This window comes from Chryseobacterium sp. AC405b (assembly GCF_979258685.1).
The window spans coordinates 1,992,117-2,016,287 of record NZ_OZ409877.1 but is presented as its reverse complement, the minus strand read 5'-3'; the positions used below and the strand labels follow the sequence as shown (position 1 = coordinate 2,016,287).

Here is a 24,171-nt window from a genome sequence, read left to right as displayed (position 1 = left end):
CGATTTTCCAGGTTTTTCATTGATGAGACATTATACAATCATTGGTTAGATTAAATATTTGTTTTGAGATACCACAAAGTTATTATCATTATTAATTTCATAATATTTTGGAAAGGTTCTTGCTATATTTTAAAAATGAAAACGCAGAATTATCAAAATCACAGGAAGTTTTATCCTCCACACCACTTCATTTATCTTCCGCTACTCCTGATTTTACAAGGTTACGGAATTTATAAAATCATTAAAGAGGAACAAAATGAACTGTCATGGATCCTTTTTTCAATCGTCATATTTCTAATTTTGTTTCTCGCAATAATGACTCGGCAGCACTACGCTCTCGGACTGCAAAACAGAATCGTAAAGTTGGAGTTCAGACAGCGATATTTTGAAATTTTCAATAAAAGATCTGATGAGGTTTGCGAAAAACTCAGTTTTGGACAGATTGCAGCACTCAGATTTGCTTATAATGATGAGTTTAAAGAACTGCTAGAGAAAGCATTAAAAGAAAACATTTCAGGGGACGAAATTAAAAAGTCAATCAAAAATTGGCGTCCTGATAACGAGAGAATTTAATTATACAATCACTAAATATAAATTATTATGAGAAAGTTAACTTTATACAGCCTAAGTCTTTTCAGTATTTTATTATTGACGAGCTGCGAAGCAGTTGAAACGATCTTCAAAGCAGGTATGTGGTGGGGAATTATTGTAGTAGTCGGAATCATAGCCTTGCTTTTATGGCTATTCTCCAGGGGTAAAAACTCTTAACCAAAATTATTTATGGAACAGACCGATTTAGATATTATTTCTCATCTGAAGCCTGCGAAGATTGTCAAAATCATGAAAGATCCGGTAGCTTCTGCAAAGGCAGTGAATCTTATATACACTTCTGATGCAGAAGCATCCGGTATTATCCGCAGAAAAAGGGGTAAAAAATATCTTTACTTCAAAGATGGCGAAAAAATAAAAGATAAAGAAGAAATCAGACGGATCAACTCACTGGTAATTCCTCCGGCATGGGAAAATGTCTGGATCTGTACTTTAGATAATGGTCATTTGCAGGCAACCGGTCTTGATGCCAGAAAAAGAAAGCAATATAGATATCACCCATTGTGGAGTGCTTTACGGAACCATACCAAATTTTACAGAATGCTTCAGTTCGGATATGCGCTACCGGAAATCCGTCTTCAACTGGAAAAAGATTTAGCACTAAGAAATTTCGAAAAAAGAAAAATACTTGCATTAATAGTCAGCCTGATGCAACGCACCAATATCAGAATCGGTAACAGTATTTATGAAAAGCTTTACGGTTCTTTTGGTCTTACGACTTTAAAGGGAAAACATGTAAAAGTAGAAGGGCAGAAAATCAACTTCGCTTTCAAAGGAAAAAAAGGAGTGATGCATGATGTCAATCTGAAAAGCAAAAGACTTGCAAAATTAATTACAAAATGTAAAGAAATTCCAGGGAAAGAGTTGTTCCAATATTATGACAGCGAAGGAAACAGACATCATGTAGATTCCGGTATGGTGAATGATTATATTAAAGAACTGAGTGGTGAAGATTTCACGGCAAAAGACTTCAGAACCTGGTCAGGAACTGTAAACGCACTAATCGCATTTAAAGAAATCGGTTATACCGAAAACAATACGGAGTACAAAAAGAAAGTTAAAGCAGCCCTGGATATTGTTGCTGAACATTTAGGAAATACGAGTACAGTCTGTAGAAAATATTATGTTCATCCTTTGGTCATTAATTTATACGAGAATAACTCTATTAAAAAATATCTGGACGAATTGGAAGAAATAGAAGAAAACGACGGCAAAGCAGGTCTGACACACGAAGAAAAACTGGTATTAAAAATTCTGGAAAACGAGAAATTGTGATGAGAGTGAATGTGAATGGTCAATTTGCTGTGCCTGTTAAATAGTTACTGTATATAAAATTCAGCATTCACTTGCGGAACAAAATTCACTATTGAGATCATAATCGACATCAAATAAAAGTTGTAAATTTGTGACATTAGCAAAACTATAAAATAATACAACGTAATATGTCAAAAGCAATTTCGCAAGTACCATTTGCAGTAAACGAGCCGGTAAATTCTTATGAACCTGGTTCTCCGGAAGTAAAATCTCTGATCGCCCAGTACAAAAAAATGTGGGCACAGAAAATAGAGATTCCAATGGTTATCAATGGTAAAGAAGTAAAAACTGACGATAAAGTTCAGCTTCAGTCTCCTCAGGATCACGCTCACGATTTCGGTTTTTATCACAGAGGGACGATGCAGCATGTAGACGATGCCATCAACGCTGCTTTAGCTGCTAAAAAAAAATGGAATGATCTAGGATGGGAACACAGAGCTGCTATTTTCTTAAAAGCTGCTGATCTTCTGGCAGGACCTTACAGAGATGTAATTAATGCAGCAACAATGATCGGACAGTCTAAAAATGTTCATCAGGCAGAGATTGATGCTGCTTGTGAATTCATTGATTTCTTAAGATTCAATGTAGAATTCATGACAGAAATGTATTCTGAACAGCCTGTTTCTGATGCAGGAATCTGGAATCGTGTAGAATACAGACCTTTAGAAGGATTTGTTTTTGCGGTGACACCATTCAATTTTACAGCAATTTCAGGAAACTTACCTGCATGTATGGCAATGCTTGGAAACGTAGTTGTTTGGAAACCTTCTGACAAGCAAATTTATTCTGCAAAAGTAATTATGGATGTATTGATCGAGGCTGGGCTTCCTGCCGGAGTCATTAACATGGTATTTACAGATGGTAAAGAAACTGCTGAAAAAGTTTTAGCTCACAGAGATTTTGCAGGACTTCACTTTACAGGATCTACTAAAGTTTTCCAGGGAATGTGGAAAATGATTGGAGATAATATTCACAATTACAGAACATATCCAAGAATCGTTGGAGAAACAGGTGGTAAAGATTTCGTAATCGCTCATCCTTCTGCTAATGTAGAAGCTGTAGCAACAGGTTTGGTTAGAGGTTCTTTTGAATATCAAGGACAAAAATGTTCTGCTGCTTCAAGAGCTTACATTCCAAGATCACTTTGGGCAGACGTGAAAAAAGTAATGGAAACCCAGATCGCTTCAATCAAAATCGGTTCGCCGGAAGATCCTTCTAATTTCGTGAATGCTGTAATCGATAAAAACTCATTCGAGAAATGCAAAGGGTATATCGAAAGAGCTGAAGCATCCAGCAATGCAGAAGTAATTATCGGTGGTAAATGTGATGATTCTAAAGGTTGGTTTGTTAGCCCAACTGTTATTGAAACAACTGATCCTCAATACGAAAGTATGGTTGAAGAAATCTTCGGACCTATCTTATCCGTATTTGTTTACGAAGATCAGGATTGGAAAGAGACCCTTAAAATCGTAGATTCATCTTCTCCTTATTCATTAACCGGTTCTGTATTTTCGCAAGACAGATATGCAACTGACGAGGCTTTCAAAGCACTGGAAAACGCATCTGGAAACTTCTATATCAATGACAAACCAACAGGTGCCGTTGTAGGACAGCAACCTTTCGGTGGTGGCAGAGCTTCAGGAACCAATGATAAAGCAGGGTCTAAAATGAACTTATTAAGATGGACTTCTGTGAGAAGCATCAAAGAAACTTTTGTATCTCCTAAAGATTATAAATATCCATATTTAGGGTAAAAATTAGATCATTATTACCAATAATTTCTTTTTTAAACTACAATACAGCCTCGAAATTTTTCGGGGCTTTATTTTTACTAAATATTTAACATAAATTTAATATATTTACTTTTAAATGTTCATATTATACAAATTTTCGGAATAGTTATTGAATACTCACTACTACACCATTTAAAAATTATAATATGAAAAAGTTAATGTTATTAACCCTAGGAATTGGATTTTTCGCAGTAAGTTGCGGCACTAAAGAGAAACAATTATCATCCAGTAACACAGATTCTACAGCGGTAGACGCAACGCAAGCTGCACCGCCTGTAGCAGATACGATGATGACAGTGCCTACGGATTCTATGAAAGTAGATTCTATGTCGACTCCTGCAACCCGATAAAAATCTAATGTAAAAATGAAAGTCCGCAGATTCAAGTTCTGCGGATTTTTTATATTTGAAAATCAAAATTTAAATATGTATACTATGAAAAAGTTATGGATTGGAGCAGTTTTAGGATCATTATTTTTAGGAAGCTGTGCTCAAAAAAAAGAAAACAGAGAAGAGTTTAAAGAGGATCATAATAAAGATGCAATGCGAAATGATATGGGAGATTCGGCGGTAGCAAATTCAGAACGAAACGCTACAACAGGAAATGATACTACAAATCTCGCAAACGATACTATCACAAAGCCAACCGATTACAAAAGCAAGGAATCGCGTCCGAATACACAGGTAGGAGGATCAAGATAAGGTAAAATCCACAGAGTTTCTGTGGATTTTTTGTCTTTTTTTAACCTATTTAATATTGATTATTTATAAATATTTTAACAAAATTTATGAATTCAATTATTAATAATTATAAAGTCTTGTGTGTACATAATTATTACATTTGTATTCAATAAAATATTTCATGAAAAAAACAGCAATATTATCATTCCTATTCTTTGTCGCAATTACATTCGGACAGGGGATTAAATTCGAAGAAGGAAATTTCAAAAGTCTTTTAGCTAAAGCAAAAAAAGAAAACAAACTGGTTTTCGTTGATGCTTATGCAGTCTGGTGCGGACCATGTAAACTGATGGTGAAAAATATTTTTCCTCTAAAGCCTGTAGGTGATTATTACAACGACCATTTCGTAAATGCAAAAATTGATATGGAAAAAGGAGAAGGCATTGACTTGGCAAAAAAATACAATGTGAAAGTGTTTCCTACTTATCTTTTCATCAACGGTGACGGTGAGGAAGTACACAGAACTATTGGATATGTAGAAGAAAAAGACTTCATTCAGTTTGCGATGGATGCGGGAGATCCCAACAAAAGACTGACGGCATTAAAACAAAAATTCGAAAAAGGAGAAAAAGATCCTGAATTCCTGAAAAACCTTGCCGGTCTTACCATTTACAATGACGCAGACTTCGCAGGAAGAGTTTTGGATCGTTATTTTAGTGCAAAAAACACTTTAGATCAGGAAGATGTACAGATGATCCTGACAGGAACGCAAACTACAGAAAGCCCTTTATATAAGATTTTTCAGAACAAGAAAGAGGAGATCATCAAAGTTTTTCCGGCTGACCGTTATGAAATGTTTGACAAAAATGTGAAGCTGAATACCATCATGAAAAAAACGTACAGTGCTGATACAAAAAAATGGAATGATGCGTATTTCTACACTGAAACCCAGAAGTTTTTGACTAAAGAAGAATCTGAAAAACTTTTGAAAAGAGCAAAATCAAGCAGAGCTTTAAAAGACAAAGATTTTGCAGCGTATGAGAAAATGACCTTAGAAGTGTATAAGGATTATTCTGCTGCAGGTTCAGATGAACTCAATTCAATCGCATGGAATTTCTTTGAGAACGTCAACACAAAATCGTCTCTGGAAACTGCCGTAAAATGGGCTCAGGAATCTGTAAAGAAGCAAGAAAGCTACGCCAATACAGATACTTTAGCCAATCTTTATAATAAAATCGGCGACAAGAAAAACGCTAAAATTTGGGCAGAAAAGTCAATTAATTTAGCAAAGAGTACAGGCCAAGATTCTTCTGACACCGAGAAGTTACTGAACAGTCTTTAAACGAATTTTTTTACCTATTATAAACCAAAGATGAGTCTCACATGGCTCATCTTTCGTTTTCTATATCTATGATCATTCTGAATATTAGACTTTAACCGAATCAACCTATAATTTATTACTAAAACAAAATCTATATGTTTTGCATAATAAATTATTATTCCAACAAAAAAGAATAAAAAAAACATAAAACAATGCCTAATTGCTTCGCACAGGAAATTATTCTAATATTCTTTTCCATATGAATTAAATAATTATCATCAAATCGATAAGAAATAAACTAAATTTAAAAATTAAAAATTTATTTAAAATAAAAAAATACTATTTTTGTGCATTATTAACACATTTTTTTAACACAAGATGAAATTTTCAAAATTATTTATTGTCTTATTCGCTTCTCAATTTACAAGCGTTTACTCACAATGTAGTCTTACTGGCTATACTAAAGTTGCACAAGCTTCCAACTACTCCGGAGCTATTAAAAATGACGGAACCTTTTGGATCTGGGGAAATTCCTACGGCGGAAACGGAAGTGGCACAGGAAACTATGCACATCCTTCCCAGGTTGGTACTGGTACAGATTGGAATCAGGTTTCTGCAGCTACTTCTTACATTGCTGCCTTAAAAAATGATGGTACAATATGGTCTTTCGGAAGTAGCTATCTGGGAAACTTTTTAGTTCCTACTCAAACAGGAACAAGTACGTACAAAGCTATTTCTGCTGGAGACAATGTTCTGTTAGCCATAAAAACTGATGGTACACTCTGGGCTACAGGCATCAATAATTTTGGAGGGTTTGGTAATGGTAACTACACTTCTGCCCTTGGTTTTGTGCAGATAGGAACTGATACCGACTGGGCTTCCATCAGTACAGGACCTCAACATTCATTAGCAATTAAAAATAACGGAACGCTTTGGGCTACAGGTACAAATACCTCCGGACAAACAGGATTAGGTACATCAACTAACGTTTTTACACAAGTAGGAACTGCAACAAACTGGAAGCAATCTGCAGCAGGACTATCTCATTCACTAGCTGTTAAGACTGATGGTACACTGTGGTCATGGGGAAGCAGTGCAGATGGAGCATTAGGAAATGGAACAACTACACCCAACGTAAGTGTTCCAACGCAGGTAGGAACAGATACCAATTGGGTGAGTGCAGGAGCAGGAGACAACACTTCTTTTGCTTTAAAAACTGATTCTTCTCTATGGGCTTTTGGAAATGACAGTTCGGGAAAATTAGGAAACGGCGCTCCAGTTGCAACTTCTGCTACTCCTTCTCTTGTTATTGGCAGCACTTGGACAACAATTCCGGTTCGATTTGGAGCCAACCATTCTGGAGGAATTAAATCAGATGGTACATTATGGGCTTGGGGAAATGACGGAACCTACCAATTAGGTAATGCAGACGGAACTCTTACATCAGTAGACACTCCTACACAGGTGACATGTACAGATAATGTTTTGGCTGTAAATGATGTTAGCAATACTGAAAAGACATCAATTCTATATCCTAATCCTGCTAAAGATTTTATCTTTATTAAATCTGATCAGAAAATAAAAACTGTAGATATCACAGCTGTAACAGGACAGTTTATAAAATCAATTGAAGTAAATAATAATAATAATAATAATAATAAAATAGATATCCGAGATTTAGAGGCCGGAACTTATTTATTCACTATTAAGAGTAATTCATCTAAAACTGTTCAAAAAGTTATTGTGAAATAACATTGAATTGGTTATTTTAAAAGGACTTTAGTTGTACTAAAGTCCTTTTATTTTTTTTTATTAAAACGGGGTAAAAAAAGTTTTATTAAGTTTAATATTCAAACAAAATACTTCCCCAGGTAAAACCACTTCCAAAAGCTGAAAGAAGCACCAAATCTCCTCTTTTCACTTTCCCTAGTTCAATCGCTTCGTGCAAAGCAATCGGAATAGAAGCAGCAGTAGTATTTCCGTATTTCTGGATGTTATTATGAATTTTTTCATCCGGCAAACCGAATTTCTGCTGAACGAACTGTGCAATCCTCAAATTTGCCTGATGCGGAATAAACATATCCAAATCTTCAATTGTTTTTCCGGCTTTATCCAAGGCTTCCTGCATCGTTTCGGGAAATCTTGTCACGGCATGTTTGAAAACAAAATTTCCATTCATGATCGGGTACACTTCTTTATCCGTTACATTTTCCGGCTCTTTTCTCATTCTGTCACTCCATCCATATTTAGAACCAGGAAACTGCGTACACAATTCATCTGCATATTTCCCTTCGGAATGCATATTCATGGCTAAAATATCTCCTGCATTTTCATCTTCGGTTGCAGAAAGCAGTATCGCTCCTGCCCCATCACCAAAAATCACAGAAACTCCTCTTCCTTCATCTGAAAAATCTAATCCGAAAGAATGAACTTCAGCTCCTACAACCAGAATATTTTTATAGGTTCCCGATTTTATAAAAGCATTGGCAACACTCATCGCATAAACAAATCCTGAACACTGATTTCTTACATCCAGTGCACCGATCGTATCACAACCCAGTAAATCCTGAAGCAAGACGCCGCAACCTGGAAAATAATAATCCGGTGAAAGCGTTGCAAAAATAATGTAATCAATATCTTTTGCCGTTAAACCAGCTTGCTGAAGTGCCTTTTCTGAAGCTTTAAAACCTAAAAACGCTGTCGTTTCTTGAGTATCATTCCTGTTGATTCTGTGTCTTCGCTCTTTGATACCTGTACGTTCCGTAATCCATTCGTCATTGGTGGTCATTAATTTGGCTAAATCATCATTGGTCACAACATGATCCGGAACGTGAAACCCGATCCCTTTTATTGTACTTTTAATCATATAGTTTGTTTAATTTTGGTAAAGATAAAACTTTATTCTGCACATCACTTTTTTAAAATAAATAGTATTTTTACTTCATGCCTATTAACACAATTTACAGAGATCCGGGATGCGAATGGATAGACGTAGAAGCACCTACCGCCGAAGATATGAAATATCTTCATGAAAGATATGAGATCAACAATCTCCTTCTGGAAGACACCTTAGATCCCAATCATCTCCCAAAATATGAAGAAGACGGAAATATAAAATTCTTTCTTTTACGAGAAAGCACCGAACTGGAACGTAAAAACCTCAATACCATCAGTGATATCAGTACCAAAATCGGAATTTTCCTTTTAGAAAAAACCATCATTACGATTCACCGAATGAAGGCGAAAAGTATTACTGAAACCAAAAAAGATCTTACCGAAAGTTCAGATGAAGCATCGCCTCAGAAAATCGCACTGATGATTTCTCTGGTCATTATGAAAACTTTTGATGATGAAGCCATCAGTCTTTTTGAAACAATGGACAATATTGAAAATGAAATTTTCCTGAAAAACACCAACCACACCAATCAAATCCGGAGATTGTATAAATTAAAAAGGAAATCCGGATTAAATTCCCGGGTTTTAACCATTTCCAATGATGCGATTGATAAGTTTAAATTACTGGATCTACAGGATTCTGAAGTGGTCGATTTAAAAGACAAACAGAAAGATGTAGTTGCAGATTTTGATCATTTGAATATACAGCTTACCAACTTAATTTCAATGTTTCTTGCATTATCTGACCAGAAAGCCAATCAGGTCATGAAAGTTCTGGCGATTTATTCTGTATACTTTTTACCGATCACTTTTATCGCAGGATTATACGGAATGAACTTCGACAATATGCCGGAATTGAGAACACAGAACGGTTATTTTTATACGCTGGGTTTAATGGCGGTGATTGTAATCTGTACCTTTATTTATGCGAGAAGAAAGCAATGGTAATTTTTTAAATCTTTAAACTTACCCAAAAACACCAAACCAAAATCATGAAAACCGAAATCCTTCAAAAAATCCTTGAGGACGACGTACTTTCTCAGGAATCTAAAGAAAAGCTTACCGCTTTGCATGAGAACATTTCTACCAGAGAATTCTCTGATATTCTCGATGCTGAAGGCAATCAGTACATCGAATTTGTACAGGAAGGCGGCGGAGTCTGGGGAAGTGCTTTGGTGGGCTACCTGTATGCACTGGAAATATTCGGAATCCGGTTTCTGAAAGTTGCGGGAACAAGTGCAGGAGCTATCAATACGATGCTCATCGCTGCCTGTAAAACCAAAGAGGAAGCAAAAGCTGACGTTATCAAAGATATTTTATTCAATTGGGATTTTTCAGATTTTATGGATGGGAAAGCGTATGTGAGAACAACCATTCATGCAATGCTCAACAATAAAAATTTCATTAAAATCAACAGCATTCTTTTTGGGATTACCTTGATTATTCTTATCGCCATTCCTTTTATGATCGAAACGGAAAGATCCTGGCAGGCAAAACTTTGGTTTCTCGTTCCTATTGTTCCTTTGGTGATTATATTTTTTATGGTAAAGAAATTCTGCAGTGATTTCAGAAAAAGCAATAGCGGACTCAACCCCGGAACTGTTTTCCTCAAACAAATGACTGATGTAATGAACGGATTCGGTATTAAAACCGTTGCCGAACTCAACGAAAAATTCATTCAAAAAGAAGACCAACTTAACCTTAATTACCGCTACGGAAATGGATCAGAATTTTACAGCAATGCGCTGAAAGGGATCGAGGAAATTAAAAACAACAACCTTGAACACATCGACAAAACCCGCTACAAAATATTCTATGAAAGTGCTGTAAACAACGACTATTACAGAGACAGTCCTTTCTACGGATTACAGTCGGAATATATTGTGATCACAACCGACATCAATGCAAAAATAAAAGTTGAACTTCCGACAATGGCGAATCTGTACTGGTCTGAAGAAGAACTGAAACACATCAGTCCGGCAGAATTTGTACGGGCATCGATGTCTGTACCTTTCTTTTTTGAACCGATGCAGAAACTCATCAACAAAGAAGATGATTCTGTACAATACGCCTGGAAATTCTGGATGAATACACCAAAAGAAGACATTTATCCTGTCGGAATTTTTATTGATGGCGGCACGCTTTCCAATTTCCCGATTGATCTTTTTCACATGAATGAAGTTTTTTATCCGAGACTTCCTTTGTTTGGCGTACAGCTCACCAGCGATTCGGAAATTTTGGGCGAGAAAGGAAAAACAAGCGAACAAATCCTTAAAACTCCCCTTTCCTTCGCTGGAAATATCATCGGAACTTTAAAAGGTTTTAACGACAAAATTTCCTGACGAAAAACTCTTTTTACAATCATTTCAGCATCAAAACCGTGAACTGCGGAACGAGCAGCTGGCTCAATTTCTTTATGAAAAGAGAAGAAAAAGAACAGCTCTTCAACGCCGGATTTCTCGCAGCCCTCGATTTCCTCAACCAATTTGACTGGGCACAATACAAATGCGAAAGAATGATGGTTGCCATGAAGGAGAAAAAGATTTTAAAGGAAGAGGACACGAAAACGGTGGGGTGAGTTGGGTTGAAAGGTTTAAGTTTTATTGTTACTTTCACGTAACTCAAGTAATAATCAAATTAAGAATAATTTCCTATTTTTTCAGTAGGCTTTCTATTAGTTTACTTTGATTTTCCATAAGCTTTGAAATCTGTTCCTGATTTTTCAAAATACTCTGTAACAATTCTGGTGACTGAATATTTACTGTTGAATCTTTAGGGTAAACAATATTTGAGTTTTCGAAAGTATTATTTGAAATAATTACATTTCCTTCATTTTGAAATAGATCTTGTATCTCTATTTCAAAAGCCTCAGCAATTTTTCCTAATTTGTCTAGACTAGGTTTTGTTTGATCTGTTTCCCATTTGTTATATGCAGGTTGAGAAACATCTAATTTATAAGCAACATCAGCCTGAGACCAGTTTCTATTTTGTCGTAGCTGTTTCAATTTTGTTCCTAAACTCATGGATATTTTTTACAAATATAAAATAATTTATATTGATAACTAGAGGTTATAATATGATAACTATAGGTTGTTGGTTTGCAATAAAACTAATTTTAAATTTGAAAAATGATCATCACTCTATTGTGATTCATAAAAATTGTATATATTTAACAACTTAAAACATCAAATGTTATGAAAAGAAATTTATTTCTCAGGCTTTTCCTGATGATGACAGCGCTGCTGTCGACTTATTCCTGTCGACAGGATTTGCTTCCAGATAAGGAAACTTACCACAATACAAGTGCATTTCAGCTCACTTCCAAAAGGATTTCTTTGAATGAATCAAAACACAAAGGAAAACTTATTTCTGAGATTAAACATGCGGAGGATAAGCTGAAGACATTTTCCAGTACTAATGCGCAGGGGAAGATTGTCAATTATGGAAATGGAGTTTCTATAGACACAGAAAGCGTGATCTACATAGAAAACGGACCGAATTACCATACTTACACCTTTCATATTACAAAAGCCAATGCATCTGCAGATGCACCGGTAGAAAATCTTGTGCTGACACCACTTCCCGATGGTACATATAAAGAACTTTTGTTCACCTACAACCTGACTCCTTCCGAAAAGCTGCAGGCAGAAAACGGAGTAGCGATCAATACCCATGGAAAAGTACAGATCACTGAGTTGGCAAAAGGAACTTATAATAGCAACGGCAGTCTCCAGGGTAAAACAATTACGGGCGTTACCTGTGGATGGACAGAAGAAGTGCAGTTCACAACCTGTAGTGATAACGTGCATTCTCATGGAGAGCTACCTACAGAGATGGGAGGCAGTTGCCAAGCGACAATCACGTCTCAATTCTATACCGTGGCAGTTTACAAATGCGAATGGATCTATGGAACAGATCCTTTCAGCTCTACAGGTCCGGGAACTACTGTAGGTCAAACTCCGGGGACTCCGGGAGGCGGAGCTCCCATCTCAGGCTCTTGTCCTGACAACAGAATTCTTATTGCTCCGATAGATCCTACCTCAAGCACCAATATGGAATGTGAGAGCGGTGTGCCGACGCAAGTAATTGTGCCTGTAAGAAACACCCCTTGTAATAAAACAAAATCAATGCTTGAAAACCCTGCAGTACAGACTAAATTAGACAGTCTAAAAAAGAAATCTACAGAAAAAGGTGAGATTGGTTTTAAAATAAAAAAAGATGGTACAACTTCTGATATCATAGACGGTGGAGAACATGAAGTGAATTTGGGAAGTATGACAGGATGGCAAGGTGGTTATCATAATCATACTGTTACAGGAATACCTATGCATTCACCGCCTGATATTGATAATGGTCTTTTAAAATTAGCAAGGTCGCAACCTACACAACCCGTAGGAGAACACAATAATGCTTATTTTGGTATGATTGTTAAAAAAGCGTGTTCCACATGTACCGGAGGTTTTAAAATATATCATTATGTGATAAGATTTAATGGTAATTATGATGATGCTGTGACAAATTTCTCACAAGAAGATCTAGATAATTTTAATATTAGATATCAAACTAGATATGGTATGTATAAGCCACAGAATAATCATATGAGTTATGAACAAATAGAAAAATTCTTTTTTAAAACACTTACAGAAATGGGATTAGAAGGGAAAGTTGTCTTACAAAGAATAGATGATGGAATCGTAAATACAATAATTAAAAACAATGATGGTACGACTACTGCTGTCCCTTGTCCATAATAAGAAATTTAAAATAACAAAATTATGAAAAACATAATATTTTTTTTGATACTGACTGCTTCAGTTTCATGCAAAGCACAACAAACGTTTCCATTAAATACTGATTTTGATGATGTTCCACAGGGTTCTTATCTGAAAGATTTAAATAATGAGTTGAATATATATGTTGGTATCTATAAATCAAATTTTCAAAATAAAGAGATTATTTTATTTATTACAAAAGAAACAATGAAATATTTTAACGCACTAAATGTTTATAAAGATGCTTTATCTATAAGATATGTAGTAAAAAATTCTTCAGGAACTATTCTTCAAGATACACAAAATATGACTTTTCAAGCAAATCAATATAAATTTACCATTTTCAGTCAAGGAACATATCCTAGTCAAAATATTGTTTGGTTTAACTACGGTGGAACCAATTGTCGCATAGGTTGGGGTGCAATTGAACTAAAATATTTAAATGCCACACAAATTTCTTGGGAATATAGTCCAAATAGTACTGTTTTAGGAGATGATTGTCCTGCTAATGCAGATAAAACGGTATATCTTCCTGTTACAAAAGATTTAATTTTCACAAAACAATAATGAAAATTGTAATAATATTTTTTGGAGCGCTTATTGTATTTTCATGTAGAACACAACAAAATTTTCCTTTAAAAACTGATTATACAGAAATTCCTATAAATTCTTATTTAAAAGATTTAAACAACGAATTATTACCTTTTGTAGGTATTTGGAAATCATCATATAATGGAAATATAATAGAGTTGTACGCAACAAAAGAAGACCATAAATTTTTTGAAAGAGGAATGTCTAAATATTACAAAGATGTAATTACAATCAAATATATTGTAAAAAACTCTTCTGGTATAATTCTACAAGATACACAAAGTACAGTCACACAACAAAACCAAATTATCCACACTATTTACAGCCTTTGGCCTGATGATAATGGTAGTAAATTGGAATTATATTACGGTGGAACAAATTGTGGGATTGGTTGGGGAAGAATAATCTTAAAGAAAATTAGTCCAACGCAAATATCATGGGAATATAGTCCAAATAGTACTGTTTTAGGAGATGATTGTCCTGCGAATGCAGATAAAACGGTATATCTTCCTGTGACGAAAGATTTAATTTTTACAAAACAATAGTGAGAGTTTTAATAATACTTTTTGAAGCGTTTGTTGTGTTTTCAAGCAAAGCACAACAAACTTATCCATTAAATACAGATTTTGACTATCTTTCTTAGAATTCTTACTTAAAGATTTAAATAACAATTTCAATCTTTTTAGTGGTATGTATAAAGCTAATTTTCGAGTAAAAGAGATTTAAATTCATGCTAGTAAACAAAAAAATGCCAACAAAAACAGATCTCAGAGAATCTCTCAACCTGTCCAATTCAGAAACAACAACTCCCACAGAAATTTTTCAAAACCAAACCCTGCGTCCCATTTTAAAATTGCAGAATGATTTGTACACTTCACTGTTTACCAATTATGCCATCCGTCAGAATTCAGATTTTAATGCTCTGTCTTCCGGGAAAAAAGCAGTGATGATCGAGCAAAGCCTACAAAAGGATAATGTTTTAAAAAATACTTTCATCGGAATGACCATGGGAATGTTTACTTTGGAGGAATTGGAAGTGTATCAATCAGACAGTAAAGTTTTTAATAAAAGAATCATCACGATGTTGATTGAAAGATTAAAAAGCCAGATGAAATAGTCTAAAAGTTGATTTCTGTTTAAATAACGAAAGTTGAAGATAAATTTAGAGATTCTTTCTTTTTTGTCAGAATGACTCATTATGACGACCTACCCTTTCTTCCACATCGGATTAAATTTCAAAATCTCCTCATTCACCACACAACCTTCTGCATGAGCACCTTTCAGAAAACCAATGCTCATCAGAAATTCATTCACAATTTCTCCGCCGGTGAATTTGAATGTTTTTTTGAAAATTTTCATCCATTCAGGTAAAGTTTTGGGATGATGGTGTTCCAGCCATTTTTCAAACGAGCCGAATTCTTTTTGAAGTTCGATGATGGTTTTGGCATTTTCTATGGCAGCGTTTACCTTCAGTTTATTTCTGATAATTCCGGGATCAGCCAATAATCTTTCACGATCTTCGTCGGTGTAAGCGGCAATTTTTTCAATATTAAAATTGTCATACGCTTTTCTGAAACCGTCTTCTTTTTTTAAAATTGTTTCCCAGCTCAAACCTGCCTGATTGATTTCCATGATGAGTCTTCCGAACAATTCGTTATCATCGTGAATCGGAAAACCGTAATGATTATCGTGGTACTTTTTGTGCAGTTCTTTTCGGCTTTCAGGCTGCATGGTTTCGATGGCGGAACAATAACTCATGAGAATAATTTATTTAAATTTTAACAAAGATAAGATGAGTTGGTGACAAATGTTTGTCAGTAGAATTTTTTCAATAAAAAAACCTCCAAAAATTTTCAGAGGTTTATATTTTTTAGTGCATCGCTTCACTCAGATCTATTTTTTCTTTGCTTTTCCGTTCTTTAATAAATAAGATAAACGGTATACAGACTAAGAAAACAACTCCCAGATAAAGGAAAACATCCATATAAGATAAAACGGTTGCCTGTTTGGTGACAGTCATATCCATCACTTTATAGGCAGCATTCATTGCATTGTCAGGCGTCATTCCTTTGGCGATAAAGCTGGCTTTTAAACCCGCCAGTCTTTGCTGAACATCCAGGCTGTCACTGTCGAGATGGGAAATTAAGTTCATCCTGTATTTCTGTCCCGCATTCGCAATAAATGTAGTAATCGCTGCAATTCCGAACGAACCGCCGAGTTGTCTCATCATCCCGGTAAAAGCCGCTCCCTGACCGATTTCCTGACCTTTTAATGTACTTAAAGATAATGAGGTAATTGGGATAAATAACAATCCTAATCCCATTCCGCGGACAATCAGCATCCAGAAGAACGCCTCTTTACTTGTATCAGGAGTCAAGATTTTATAACCCCAGAAACTGTAGATAAAGAAGATCAACAATCCTAATGAAACCAAAATCTGCTGTTTGACACCTTTGGTTAATAATTTACCGATGATCGGCATCATAAACGCTGTCGTTAATGCTGCAGGAATCATTAATGCACCGGATTGAAGCGCCGTCCATCCCAAAACACTCTGCGTATATAAAGGAACAATAAATGTTGACCCGTACAACCCGAATCCTAACACGAAGGACATCACGGTTCCTATCCGAAGGTTACCATTTTTCAAAACCCGCAATTCTACAATCGGATATTTACAGGTTAACTCCCGCCACAGGAACAAGATAAATCCTAACACTGCAGTTGTGGTAAAAGTAACGATCATTCCGCTTTCAAACCAGTCTTCTTCGTGACCTCTTTCTAAAATAAACTGAAGTGAACCAACCGTTAATGCCAATAACATGATTCCTAACCAGTCGACATCTGAAGCTTTACGTTTTTCAGAAAATTTCGGACTTCTTACAAACTGTAATGTCATCAAAGTTGCCGCAATCCCAAGTGGAATATTGATGTAAAAAATATACGGCCAGCTGAAATTATCTACAATATAACCTCCCAATGGCGGACCTAAAGTCGGGCCAATAATAACTCCCAAACCGTAAATTGCCTGCGCCATACTGCGTTTTTCCACCGGGTAAGATTCGGTGATAATCGTTTGTGAGGTTACGAGTAATGCTCCACCTCCGATTCCCTGACAAAGTCTGAAAAAAACCAGTTCCCAAATATTATCCGCATTTCCACATAAGAATGAGAAAACGGTAAATATGATAATGGAAGCTGCGAAATAATTTCGTCTTCCAAACTGCTGAGAAAGCCAGCTCGTCATGGGTACAATGATGACGTTACCGATGGCATACGCCGTAATTACCCAACCTACTTCAGAAAGTGTGGCTCCCAAATTACCCTTCATCTCGTTGAGGGCAACGTTCACGATCGTGGAATCCACAATTTCAAGCAAAGCACAAAGAATCGCTGTGATCGTGATGATCACTCTTCGGGCTCCGTATTCTACTAATGAATCTTGCATTCTTTTTTAGTGTATTTCAAAGATTAAGAGAAAAAGATTGAGTTTAGATTTTGGCTAAAGCCAATGGTTTTTGGTCTTTTAAAAATGGGCTAAAGCCCATTCCTATTGATAAAACATTTGACTGCTATTTAAAATTGAATTAGATAAAAATGATTCCTCAAAACTATCTGATCTATTAATCTTTAAAGAATTTTTTATAAAAATGAATTGTCAATAATCAATCAACATCGTCGTCAATTTTACTACTTCATATCCAATTAACATCAATTATACTCCTGCATCTTCAATTCAAAATTGACTCTCTTCAGCAAAATTGACAATTCACTTATCTTAGTATTATTTCAAAGAAACTTCTGCTTTTACATTCATTCCTGTTCTCAGTCTTTTGGCAATATTTGGATCCAATTTTACAAAATCGATTTTAACAGGAAGTCTCTGAACTACCTTTACGAAGTTCCCACTTGCGTTATCCGGAGGCAAAATTGAAAAGGTAGAACCTGTTGCCGGAGAAAACGAGCTAACCACACCTTCAAAATCGGTATCCGGAAAAGCATCAATTTCGATATGAACTTTCTGTCCTTCCACCATTTTTGATACCTGAGTTTCTTTAAAATTGGCAATCACCCATTTCTGATCATTTTTTACCAAACTGAATAACTGAGAACCTGCCTGTAAATATTGACCTGCCTGAATAGGAATTTTACCCACAAAACCGTCTTCCGGAGCAGTGATTACGGTGTAAGAAAGATTTAATCTTGCACTTTCCACATCTACTTCTCTTTGTTTTGCTACCGAACCGGCAACTGAAATTTGCTGAGAACTTGCTTCGGTTTGTGAAGATGCAATACCTGTTTGCTGCGCAATCTGATTTCTTGTATCTACTAAAACCTGCAACTGCTTATCTGCAGATTGTTTCGCTGCCAAAGCCTGCTCGTATTGCTGTTCTGTAATCGAGTGATCTTTTACCAAAACTGAATATCTTTTAAGATCCTGAGAAGTTTTCCAGACGTTCACTTTTGCTGCTTCAATCTGAGCATTCGCTGTTGCTACGGCAGCCTGAGAACTGCTGATATTTTTTGAAGTTGCATTGGTTGAAGACTGAGCAGAAGAAATATTGCTTTTTGCTGTTGATAAAGCTGCTAAAGCCTGCTCCAAAGCAATTCTTTGATCTTTGCTATCTAAAATAACCAAAGTGTCTCCTTTTTTTACAAACTGATTGTCTTTCACTTTTATTTCCGCAACATACCCTGAGATTTTAGAAATGACCGGATTCATGTTGGATGCAATTTGTGCATCATCCGTTTCTTCGTGAATCTGTCCGTAAGAATAGGTTCTGTATCCGTAGATTCCGCCTACAACGATGATTACTGCTAAAATGATCGGAAAAACTAAACTCTTTTTCTTTTTAGGTTCAGCTGCTTGAATATTGTTATTTTCCATTTTGGATATCGTTCTGTTTTTATTTGATTGTTAAAGTTCCTGTAGTCTGTAATAGTTTTCTGTACGCCAGTGCTGCATCTGCTTTTGCATTGATCACTCCGACATTGGCTGAGATTTGTGCTGCATCCGCATCTAAAAGTTCGGTCATGGTTGCCAAACCGTTGTCGTATTTATTTTTGGTGATTCTGTAATTTTCATTTGCCTGAACTGCCGCTTTTTCGAAAACAGCAATTCTTTTTTTAGAATAATCTGAATTTTGATATTCTCTGTTTACTTCTAATTTAATATTGTCATTCAGCAATTCGTTTGTGGCAGATAATTGCATTTCTCTCGCTTTAGATTGCTTCAATGCTGAATTTTCTTTCCAAAGATTTGACAGATTATAGGAAACCCCTACTCCAACATTCACTGCATTATAAATCGTTAAAAATTTTGGAATATCAGCCGCTACATATCCTCCGGTAAATGCGATGGAGGGAAGATTTTCTGCTTTTGCAGATCTGGTTCCCAAAGCTGCTGCTTTTCTCTGTTGGTCTAAAGCCTGGAGATCTTTACGGTTTTCTCTGGCTTCATTTAAATAAAAATCAACTGGTTTTACATCATCAGATTCATCAATATAATTTTGATCGACTTCTATTTCAGTATTTTCAGGAAGACCAAGCAATAAATCCATATTGATATTGGCAATGTTGTAATTGTTTTTTGCTTCCAATAATTGCAATTCGATATTAGAAGTCTGCAGGTTTGCCTTTAAGCGGTCGTTTCTTGCAATTACACCATTATTTTCAAGCTTAAGAAAAGTGTCGTCTCTTTTTTGAGAGGCTGAAAGATTTTCTTCTAAAACTTTAATAGACTGGTTGGCTTTAAACAAATTATTATAAGCCTGAGCCACGTTATAAGCAATGGCAACTTTATCATTTTCAGTACTTAGTTTTGATGCTTCTACCAGATATTTTGCTGATTGTATGCCATATTTTATTCTTCCGCCACTGTAAATAGGAACACTTACATTTGCTGAACCATAAGCCACCTGGTGAACTTCAGGACCGCCTGCCGAAGAAACACCGGGAATCTTCAGATCAATATTTGGTTTTAAAGGAAGATACAGATAACTCGCAGAGACGGTAAGTTCCGGCAGCTGCTTATTTTTAGCTTCCAAAAGATTAGCGGTTGCTTCTTCTATATTGGCAGCATCTATTTTTAAACTTTTACTATTCTGGATTCCCAACTGTACGGCTTCATCGAGGCTGAGTTGTTTTTTTTCCTGAGCATGGGTGTACATCATTCCTGCTAAAAGTGACAGTACAATAACGGAGTTATTTATTCTCTTCATAACCTAAAAGGTCTTTTAAAATATGTTTTATATATTGGGTAAGTTCACGGAAATAAGTTTCCTCAAAAACGTCTTCGTCGTCATTGTTTTTTAAAAAATCTTTGTACATCTGCTTGGCATTGGATGCATAAAACAGCGTTCCGCTTACCGTAGAATGCAGTAAATATATCGGAGGATTTTTAGTAAAAGTTCCTTTTTGTAAGCCACTTTCCAGAATCTTTGAATACATGGTAATGAAACTTATTTTGGTTTGCCTTATAAATTCCACAATATGAGGATTATCGCTGTAAAGCTGCTCTCTCTGCATAATTCTAAAGAACATTTTGTGCTTCCTTACTCTTTCTGAAAACTGATCAATTATTCTCTCCAGCTTTTCCCATTCATTGATATCTGTGCGTTCGACAATCTCATTAGAAAAATACTGACCTTCGCTCATTCTATACTCTACCAATCTTTCATACAGTTTTTCTTTTGAGCCGAAATAATAAGAAATCATTGAAATATTAACGTTGGCTGCTTTAGAAATTTCTCTGGTGGAAGTTCCTGTAAAACCCTTTTCAGCAAAGAGCTTTTCGGCTGCGAACAATAAATTTTCTTCTTTTGAAATCATATACTACTATTTTTCGACTGCAAATATACTTCGAATTTTAACAAAATCAAACGATTGATTGATTTTTGTTTTAAATTTTAGAAATAGAGAATATAGATGTTGATTGTAAAAGTTATAAAATTGAATTATATAATAAAGAAAAATTCAGACTCAAGTCTGAATTTCTATTGTGTTTTATGAATGTATCTTGAAAGTTTGATTCCTAAATCTGTCCATACAATTTTAGGATTTCCGTTCCGGGTTAAATGTAAATCTGCTGTGTTGATTTCATCTAAAATACTGATGATATTGGCTCCGCTGATAAATTTTGAGAAACCAGACCAGTTGAATCCGTTGGCATCAATTTTTTTATAAACCAATTCTTCAGACTGGTAGTTTTGTAATAAAGCCAGCCTGAAAATTTCCGAAGCATAATTAAGAAAGTTTTTTTGCTTTTCTCTGTTCCAACCTGCGATTTCTCTTGCCCAAAGAATAATATTTTTCAGAAATTCCGGTTTCTTTTTCACCATAAAAGCATCACGAACCCACTGTACAAACAGTTTTTCAAACTCAGGATTTTTTATTTCCGAGTTCAAAAGCTTTATGGCCTCATTCAAATTACCCTGTGCCTCGTGAGTTACTACTTTTGCCTGCTCTTCTGAAGCTGCCAATTGATTTTTAAGATAACTGCTTAAATCTTCATCTGCAATCCTTGGAACTTCTATGATTTGTGTTCTGGAAAGTATGGTTGGTAAAATATCGTCAGCACTTTCTGCTGTTAAAAGAATAATTGTTTTTGCAGGTGGCTCTTCCAAAAATTTAAGGAATTTGTTGGATGCTGCGATATTCATTTTATCAGCACGCCAGACAATGAGGATTTTTGTTCCGCCTTCAAAACTTTTTAGAGCAAATTTCTGATTTTGATCGTCAATTTCGTCTGCTGAAATAAATAACTGCTTATTTTCTGAATCTAAAAAAGCGGTCCAGTCATCATAGCTTGCATACGGAGAATCCAACATCATCTCTCTGAACTGCTCAAATTTATTTTTACTTAATGAATTTTTATTGTCGGTAAACACCGGAAAACAAAAGTGTAGATCCAGGTGATTGAGATGCTCTACCTTAGAAGCTGCGTGTTCGTTTTCACGATTTAGAATTTCTTTTGCATACGCAAGAACCAACGGCATTGTACCATAGCCTTCTTTTCCGATGAAAAGCTGGGCGTGGCTCACTCTGTTTTCGGTGATGCTGTCCTGAAGAAGTTTTTTAAGATTTTCCTGTCCGGCGATGTTTTCCCAATTCATGTTTCAAAGATAAAAGAAATTTACGGAAAAGGGAATCGGTGAATTGTCAATTTTGTTGAGCAGTTTAAAAATTCACAACAAAGCTAATTCACGATTGACAATTCTCTATAAAAAGCCCTTAACAAACTTTAACCTCAGTAAATTTTTACAATTCATTAATATTTAAGATATTTGCGCATTATTTTAAAAATATAGAATGAAAAAAATTTTTGTACTATCATTCATTTCAGTTGGGTACTTCCTTAATGCGCAGAATTTGAGTAACTCACCTTATGCGACTTATGGAATTGGTGATGTAAAATATGATAATACTATTGAAAATGTCTCTATGGGAGGTATTTCTACTGCTTACATAAGTGATTTCAGCAGTAACTTCAACTTCGGAAACCCTGCGAATAACAGCAATTTCGATTTAACAAGTATCAAACTTGAAGCTACCAACGAAAATAATTACTTTAAAACTGATTATAATAATACAAAGTCTACAAAACATTCTACGTATTTATCTAATATTTCTTTGGCATTTCCTATTTCTTCGAAGATTAAAATGGGACTTTTGTATCAACCTTACAGCTCAAAGAGCTATGATATCGTTAATACCGAAACAATGGCAGACGGTACCATTTACGGAAACCGTTTCAGAGGTAGCGGAACTTTGAACACTGCTCAGGCAGCGTTATCTTATAAAATAAACTCAGAACTTGCAGTGGGTGTTCGTGCCAATTTGTACTTTGGAAACTTGTATGACACCAACGAATTCACAACATCTACAGCTGAACTTATCAACGGCTACGAAACCAAAAACAGCATCAGAAATTTAAATTTCACGCTGGGAACAAGCTACCAAAAGCTAAACACGAGTACAGACCGTAAGTTTACGGTAGGTGCAACGGCAACCTTTGGTAACACCAGTAATATGACTACAGAATATCTGAACAGCACCTATTATTATACAGACGGCGAAGTGAAGGCGGGACAAACGACCATTGATGCTAAAAGTACAAACTCTAAAAACTTATTGCCATTACAGGCTTCTTTAGGGGTGGGTTATGGTAGTGAAAACCAATGGTTCTTATCTGCTCAGGTAGACTATAAAAAAGGAGAAACCATCAGTTACTTCGGGAATACTTATGATTTTAATGATTCTTACAGAGTTTCTGCCGGAGGTTGGTATCTTCCGAATTACAACAACTTCAGAAGTTATTTTTCGAGAATAGTATACCGTTACGGTGCGTTCTACGAAAAAGGAAATCTTGAGATTGCAGGAAACAACATCAATAAATTCGGTGTTTCTGCAGGAGTTATGTTGCCATTCAAAACCAGCAGCATCACAAGAATGAGTGGTCTTGAAATTGGTGTAGAACTTGGGAAAAGAGGAACACTGAAAGACAATCTTATCAATCAGAATTTTGTTAATTTAAGAGTAGGATTCAATTTTGCTGATAAATGGTTTAGAAAATCTCTTTACAACTAAAATGAAATTGATCTTTAACATATCATATAAAAATATAGCATACCTTTTTAGTTGTGCTATATTTTTTATGCTTACTTCCTGTGAAGAAGATCTTACGAAACAAAATGGAAGTCAAAGTAAAAATTTTCCTTCACAGATCATTAATAATGCTAAAATAATTCAGCGAGACTCAGGATTCATTACTTTGAAAGCTACCGCTCCTATCATTGAACAATATCAATTGATAGACAGCCCTTACACGATTGCAAGAAGGGGAATGAAGATAGAGTTTTTCGACAAAAAAAATCCTAAAAAACCCGGCAATATTACTGCTAAATATGCCAAAATATATGAGTACAAGCAGTTTTATGAGGCAAGAGGCAATGTGAAGATTCTTACAAGTGACGGACAAAGATTTGCTACACAAAGTGTTTTTTGGGACAAAAAGAGAAATAGAATTTATACTAAAGATACCGTTTATACGACAACCGCAGACGGTTCTGTACTCGTTGGAGCCAACGGAATGACCGCAAAAGATGACTTCTCAGAATATACTTTCTACAACAATTCCGGTGATCTTGATATCAGCAAGAGTAAAATTGCCGAATCTAAAAAATAAATTATAAAAT

At 35.5% G+C, this 24,171-nt stretch carries 25 protein-coding genes; 17 read left to right on the top strand and 8 right to left on the bottom strand.

Going from position 1 to position 24,171, the window contains the following annotated elements; genetic code table 11:
* Nucleotides 1-135 precede the first annotated feature (135 nt).
* The 8 genes from ACZZZA_RS09750 to ACZZZA_RS09715 all read left to right on the top strand — a co-directional run bounded on the left by ACZZZA_RS09750 (nucleotide 136) and on the right by ACZZZA_RS09715 (nucleotide 7,469).
* A complete protein-coding gene (locus ACZZZA_RS09750; protein ID WP_463431368.1) occupies nucleotides 136-573 on the top strand; it encodes a DUF6526 family protein in 438 nt (145 codons plus the stop codon).
* A 27-nt stretch (nucleotides 574-600) separates the two neighbouring features.
* Nucleotides 601-768, top strand: a complete 168-nt coding sequence (locus tag ACZZZA_RS09745; RefSeq protein WP_463431367.1) for a phosphatidate cytidylyltransferase — start codon at nucleotides 601-603, stop codon at nucleotides 766-768.
* 12 nt (nucleotides 769-780) lie between these two features.
* Nucleotides 781-1,884: a DNA topoisomerase IB gene (locus ACZZZA_RS09740; protein ID WP_463431366.1), complete on the top strand. Its 1,104-nt coding sequence runs from the start codon at nucleotides 781-783 to the stop codon at nucleotides 1,882-1,884.
* A 167-nt stretch (nucleotides 1,885-2,051) separates the two neighbouring features.
* Nucleotides 2,052-3,677 carry an L-glutamate gamma-semialdehyde dehydrogenase gene (pruA, locus tag ACZZZA_RS09735; RefSeq protein ID WP_463431365.1) on the top strand — a complete coding sequence of 542 codons (1,626 nt, stop codon included), beginning with the start codon at nucleotides 2,052-2,054 and terminating at the stop codon, nucleotides 3,675-3,677.
* A 185-nt stretch (nucleotides 3,678-3,862) separates the two neighbouring features.
* Nucleotides 3,863-4,066, top strand: coding sequence for a cytochrome C551 (locus tag ACZZZA_RS09730; protein WP_463431364.1), 204 nt, complete (start codon nucleotides 3,863-3,865; stop codon nucleotides 4,064-4,066).
* Nucleotides 4,067-4,150: 84 nt separating this feature from the next.
* On the top strand, nucleotides 4,151-4,417 hold the full coding sequence (locus ACZZZA_RS09725; RefSeq protein ID WP_463431363.1) for a hypothetical protein: 267 nt from the start codon (nucleotides 4,151-4,153) through the stop codon (nucleotides 4,415-4,417).
* A gap of 160 nt (nucleotides 4,418-4,577) precedes the next feature.
* Nucleotides 4,578-5,738 carry a thioredoxin family protein gene (locus ACZZZA_RS09720; protein ID WP_463431362.1) on the top strand — a complete coding sequence of 387 codons (1,161 nt, stop codon included), beginning with the start codon at nucleotides 4,578-4,580 and terminating at the stop codon, nucleotides 5,736-5,738.
* A 357-nt stretch (nucleotides 5,739-6,095) separates the two neighbouring features.
* Nucleotides 6,096-7,469 carry a T9SS type A sorting domain-containing protein gene (locus tag ACZZZA_RS09715; protein ID WP_463431361.1) on the top strand — a complete coding sequence of 458 codons (1,374 nt, stop codon included), beginning with the start codon at nucleotides 6,096-6,098 and terminating at the stop codon, nucleotides 7,467-7,469.
* A 91-nt stretch (nucleotides 7,470-7,560) separates the two neighbouring features.
* On the opposite strand, the gene ACZZZA_RS09710 is transcribed toward ACZZZA_RS09715, so the two are convergent.
* Complete coding sequence (locus ACZZZA_RS09710) at nucleotides 7,561-8,583, bottom strand: 3-oxoacyl-ACP synthase III family protein (protein WP_463431359.1); 1,023 nt, start codon at nucleotides 8,581-8,583, stop codon at nucleotides 7,561-7,563.
* Between the two features lie 77 nt (nucleotides 8,584-8,660).
* On the opposite strand from ACZZZA_RS09710, the gene ACZZZA_RS09705 reads away from it, so the two are divergent.
* The 3 genes from ACZZZA_RS09705 (at nucleotide 8,661) to ACZZZA_RS09695 (ending at nucleotide 11,190) form a co-directional block, all read left to right on the top strand.
* A complete protein-coding gene (locus ACZZZA_RS09705; protein ID WP_463431357.1) occupies nucleotides 8,661-9,560 on the top strand; it encodes a magnesium transporter CorA family protein in 900 nt (299 codons plus the stop codon).
* A gap of 44 nt (nucleotides 9,561-9,604) precedes the next feature.
* Nucleotides 9,605-10,954 (top strand): patatin-like phospholipase family protein, encoded by a 1,350-nt coding sequence (locus ACZZZA_RS09700; RefSeq protein ID WP_463431355.1) that lies wholly within the window; start codon nucleotides 9,605-9,607, stop codon nucleotides 10,952-10,954.
* A gap of 74 nt (nucleotides 10,955-11,028) precedes the next feature.
* A complete protein-coding gene (locus ACZZZA_RS09695; protein ID WP_463431353.1) occupies nucleotides 11,029-11,190 on the top strand; it encodes a hypothetical protein in 162 nt (53 codons plus the stop codon).
* Between the two features lie 73 nt (nucleotides 11,191-11,263).
* Here ACZZZA_RS09695 and ACZZZA_RS09690 read toward each other — a convergent pair whose 3' ends face one another.
* Entirely contained in the window at nucleotides 11,264-11,635 is a 372-nt protein-coding gene (locus ACZZZA_RS09690; protein WP_463431351.1) for a helix-turn-helix domain-containing protein, read from the bottom strand.
* A 171-nt stretch (nucleotides 11,636-11,806) separates the two neighbouring features.
* On the opposite strand from ACZZZA_RS09690, the gene ACZZZA_RS09685 reads away from it, so the two are divergent.
* The 4 genes from ACZZZA_RS09685 (at nucleotide 11,807) to ACZZZA_RS09670 (ending at nucleotide 15,092) form a co-directional block, all read left to right on the top strand.
* Nucleotides 11,807-13,363, top strand: a complete 1,557-nt coding sequence (locus ACZZZA_RS09685) for a hypothetical protein (RefSeq protein WP_463431349.1) — start codon at nucleotides 11,807-11,809, stop codon at nucleotides 13,361-13,363.
* A 24-nt stretch (nucleotides 13,364-13,387) separates the two neighbouring features.
* On the top strand, nucleotides 13,388-13,951 hold the full coding sequence (locus tag ACZZZA_RS09680; protein ID WP_463431347.1) for a DUF6705 family protein: 564 nt from the start codon (nucleotides 13,388-13,390) through the stop codon (nucleotides 13,949-13,951).
* The gene (locus ACZZZA_RS09675; RefSeq protein WP_463431345.1) at nucleotides 13,951-14,520 is read left to right on the top strand and encodes a DUF6705 family protein; all 570 of its coding nucleotides are present in this window, start codon (nucleotides 13,951-13,953) and stop codon (nucleotides 14,518-14,520) included. The genes ACZZZA_RS09680 and ACZZZA_RS09675 overlap by 1 nt, the downstream gene beginning before the upstream one ends.
* Nucleotides 14,521-14,723: 203 nt before the next feature.
* The gene (locus ACZZZA_RS09670) at nucleotides 14,724-15,092 is read left to right on the top strand and encodes a glyoxalase (RefSeq protein WP_463431343.1); all 369 of its coding nucleotides are present in this window, start codon (nucleotides 14,724-14,726) and stop codon (nucleotides 15,090-15,092) included.
* A gap of 89 nt (nucleotides 15,093-15,181) precedes the next feature.
* Here ACZZZA_RS09670 and ACZZZA_RS09665 read toward each other — a convergent pair whose 3' ends face one another.
* The 6 genes from ACZZZA_RS09665 to ACZZZA_RS09640 form a co-directional block, all read right to left on the bottom strand.
* Nucleotides 15,182-15,733: a DNA-3-methyladenine glycosylase I gene (locus ACZZZA_RS09665; protein ID WP_463431341.1), complete on the bottom strand. Its 552-nt coding sequence runs from the start codon at nucleotides 15,731-15,733 to the stop codon at nucleotides 15,182-15,184.
* A gap of 112 nt (nucleotides 15,734-15,845) precedes the next feature.
* Nucleotides 15,846-17,423, bottom strand: coding sequence for a DHA2 family efflux MFS transporter permease subunit (locus tag ACZZZA_RS09660; RefSeq protein WP_463431339.1), 1,578 nt, complete (start codon nucleotides 17,421-17,423; stop codon nucleotides 15,846-15,848).
* 336 nt (nucleotides 17,424-17,759) lie between these two features.
* The gene (locus tag ACZZZA_RS09655; RefSeq protein ID WP_463431337.1) at nucleotides 17,760-18,863 is read right to left on the bottom strand and encodes an HlyD family secretion protein; all 1,104 of its coding nucleotides are present in this window, start codon (nucleotides 18,861-18,863) and stop codon (nucleotides 17,760-17,762) included.
* A 19-nt stretch (nucleotides 18,864-18,882) separates the two neighbouring features.
* Nucleotides 18,883-20,196 carry a TolC family protein gene (locus ACZZZA_RS09650; RefSeq protein ID WP_463431335.1) on the bottom strand — a complete coding sequence of 438 codons (1,314 nt, stop codon included), beginning with the start codon at nucleotides 20,194-20,196 and terminating at the stop codon, nucleotides 18,883-18,885.
* Nucleotides 20,180-20,806: a TetR/AcrR family transcriptional regulator gene (locus tag ACZZZA_RS09645; protein WP_463431333.1), complete on the bottom strand. Its 627-nt coding sequence runs from the start codon at nucleotides 20,804-20,806 to the stop codon at nucleotides 20,180-20,182. Before ACZZZA_RS09645 ends, ACZZZA_RS09650 begins: the two co-directional genes overlap by 17 nt.
* Nucleotides 20,807-20,970: 164 nt before the next feature.
* On the bottom strand, nucleotides 20,971-22,089 hold the full coding sequence (locus ACZZZA_RS09640; RefSeq protein WP_463431331.1) for a DNA polymerase III subunit: 1,119 nt from the start codon (nucleotides 22,087-22,089) through the stop codon (nucleotides 20,971-20,973).
* Between the two features lie 196 nt (nucleotides 22,090-22,285).
* On the opposite strand from ACZZZA_RS09640, the gene ACZZZA_RS09635 reads away from it, so the two are divergent.
* A complete protein-coding gene (locus tag ACZZZA_RS09635; protein ID WP_463431329.1) occupies nucleotides 22,286-23,563 on the top strand; it encodes a hypothetical protein in 1,278 nt (425 codons plus the stop codon).
* 1 nt (nucleotide 23,564) lies between these two features.
* Nucleotides 23,565-24,161, top strand: coding sequence for an LPS export ABC transporter periplasmic protein LptC (gene lptC / locus ACZZZA_RS09630; protein WP_463431327.1), 597 nt, complete (start codon nucleotides 23,565-23,567; stop codon nucleotides 24,159-24,161).
* Nucleotides 24,162-24,171: the final 10 nt, after the last annotated feature.